This is a genomic window from Maribacter sp., assembly GCF_049667165.1.
Taxonomy (GTDB): domain Bacteria; phylum Bacteroidota; class Bacteroidia; order Flavobacteriales; family Flavobacteriaceae; genus Maribacter_A.
Map to the genome: position 1 here is coordinate 1 of NZ_JBATHS010000262.1, position 2,956 is coordinate 2,956.

At 38.6% G+C, this 2,956-nt stretch carries 2 protein-coding genes; one reads left to right on the forward strand and one right to left on the reverse strand.

Going from position 1 to position 2,956, the window contains the following annotated elements:
- Nucleotides 1–63 precede the first annotated feature (63 nt).
- A complete protein-coding gene (locus WBM98_RS12755; RefSeq protein WP_424366403.1) occupies nucleotides 64–1,683 on the reverse strand; it encodes a thiol-activated cytolysin family protein in 1,620 nt (539 codons plus the stop codon).
- 311 nt (nucleotides 1,684–1,994) lie between these two features.
- Here WBM98_RS12755 and WBM98_RS12760 point away from each other — a divergent pair.
- A partial coding sequence (locus WBM98_RS12760; protein WP_424366404.1) for a tetratricopeptide repeat protein occupies nucleotides 1,995–2,956 on the forward strand: 962 nt, incomplete at its 3' end.

The window sequence follows — 2,956 nt, forward strand, 5'->3', positions numbered from 1 at the left end:
TAAAGATAACAGCCGACACCAAGTTGTTGAATCTCAACTTTAGGTGCCGACTGATTAAAAAATCTAATACGCTATTCTTTTCACAGTAAAAGTAACCTTCATTTTATCTTCGAATGAATCAAGATAATGGGTGTAACTACGTTTAGTTTCTGGTTCCTCATCCCCTAAAGGCACAGTGGTAAAATCAATATCCTCTAGGCTAATGGATAGGTTATCATTTCCCAAATCATCAAAACCAACAAAGTTTTTATCTTTTAAATGGGCATACAAATATACTTCATCCTCTCCCAGATTAGGTTTATAGAGTTCAATCGTGGCCGATGTGTTGACCGTATGTGGGTCGGTTGGTGAAACGTCCTCCGCATCACCCCAATCCTCAGACCAAGTTGCCGTATTTCCCGTATAACCAGTACTTCCATTTTTTCGAATGCCTGCTGTAATATTTCCATAGATTTCCTTTTGAACCGATCCTTCCCTGGCAATCTCTTCTATGGTCACCTTATATTTAAACCAAGCTTCTTCGCAAGAGCGTACGGGATATTCTGATGCCAATACCACTCTGGCAACGGGCATGTCTTTTTTAATGTACCTTAATTTATAGGCCAATAATTTTCCTGGAGAATCTTTGGAATAATTGCCTCCATTAATGATGTAGCTATATACGCCTTCAGGGCCCGTGATTACACCAACGGCATCCTCTGCGGAGCCTCCTATCACCAAAGCATCAACTTTAGACTTACTAATGATTTCATTATAATCTACTTCAATTCCGCCATCACCACTGGTTTGACCTTGACTAAAAGAAAGGGCAAATGCCGATTTTACCTCTAACCAAGAATAGTCAGATTCAACGGAATACAATACCATTCTCCCATACATGGCAGAAGATACAATTACCGGACTGGTATTGTCTAGATTGGGAAGTTCGGTAAACAAGGACCCAGGATCATCATTAGGCGGCAAGGTCATATCTATGGTATAGTACTCTTGAAAGAACTTTACTACATATTTATATCGATAACCCGATTGGGAAAAATCAAACGAAGCCGCTACTTCTTTGTTCTTTGATCGATAATTGGCTCCAAGGGCAATATCTAAGTGTTCTTCGGAATATACTTCCTCTACTGTAAAATTCAGTTCGGCGGCAGTGGCACCATTAACCCCTTGGTTCAACAATTCATTTACACCATTTCTTACACCATCCAAGTCAGGTTCATTAATTTCAATAGAAGCTGAACCATCTATATTCTCTAATGAAATGGACAGGGTAATTGGGGCACGCCCCCCGTTGATGCCAATATATTCACCCGTGGGGATTGATTCCCCTTTTAACATGGCACCAGGGTAAATAACATCAGTTGAGGGATCCAGGGCCAACATTTCATCAAAACCTGGAGCGGCTTTATAATGCCTTACAACACATTCATAATCAACATCTTGCTGTGGATCTTCTTCATCCAATAACTCGGGCGTTGTAATTTCATCAGGTTGAGAGAAAGCCTGTAGTAGTGCTAAATCATTATTGATCGAAACATTGTCATCATCGTTATCAACTACCTCTTTGTCTGGATCAGTGGGGTTTACTTCAGGTTCATCTTTACTGCACCCAATAAAGGTTATGGCCAATAGGCCCAAAATTGTCAATGATCTAAATACTCCGATTTTAAATTGCTTTGTTTTCATAATTAATTGTTTTTTAGGATTCAACATTCCAAACCTAGCCCAGAATTGACCCCATCCCTAATTTTGACCATGGACAAACTATGGACAAGCAACTAGGATTTCGATGAACTGCACCATGGACAGCACATAAAATATAAATGACAAAAACATTTATAAACAATTTATTATCAGTGATATATACTTTTTTTAAACAAATAGGAGCTTCAAAAAAGCATGGACTTTTTATGGACATGAGCTTTTCGACCAACTACTTCCAGTGTTCGAGCAAGGGATAATTTAATTATCTTGGTAAAAACCAATCATTATTGAATATGTCCTCTAATAAGACTCTTTTTATTGTTCTAGCCCTCTTTTTTTGTTTGAAAGCATCATCCCAATTGAATTTTGATATTGATAGCTTATTAGTGGTCTATAAATCACAAAAGCTAGATTCGAACAAGGTGATAACCAACAATAAAATCATTAATTACTACATGTATAGAAACCCGGAATTAGCCAAGAAATATGCCTTTGAGCAACTTGCCCTATCCAATGAGATCCAATTTAGTGGCGGACAATCAATGGCCAATTATCAACTGGGGATCCTATATAACAATGTCAACAAGGTTGATTCGGCCCGTTATAGATATACCGAAGCCTTGAAGTTCGCTAAAATTTACAATAACCAGATCTTTGTTTCGCAGGCTTACCATGGGCTTGCGCTCTTGGAATTTGAGCTTGGAAACTTAGATAAGGCCGATGAAATAAATGACAAGAACCTAGAATATAACGAGAGATACAATGATTCGGTCGGAATTGCATATTCCCTCGATTTTAAAGGAAGAATAAATGAAAATAGGGGGCATTACACCATTGCCCTTGAAAATGTGTTGAAGAGCCTTAAGATTTTGCCAGTTGTGAGCACGCCAATAAATAAAGATGTTAGAATCGCAGACGCCAAAACCCACTTAGCTGCAATAGAATTCAATATTGGAAATTTAAAGAAAGCAATTGCCTATAACAAAGAGGCATTGGAAATTTATATCAACCAAGACGATACCTATTATCAGGCAGTAGCACTTGCGGACCTAGGAAAAGCCCATAAAGGTTTGGGCAATTTCAAGGAAGCGGAAGCTAATTTTAAATTAAGCATTGAAAAGGCCCAACAAGCCAATGTTCCATCAACGTTGGCTACTGCGATGAGTGAACTGGGCGCTCTCTATTTTGTTCAAAACAAACCCACCGAAAGTCTTGAATTACTGAGGGAAAGCATAAAGGTTGCAAAGGGAATAGG

Excerpts from the sequence above, each read along its gene's own strand:
- WBM98_RS12755 (WP_424366403.1), bottom strand. The coding sequence starts at position 1,683 with ATGAAAACAAAGCAATTTAAAATCGGAGTATTTAGATCATTGACAATT.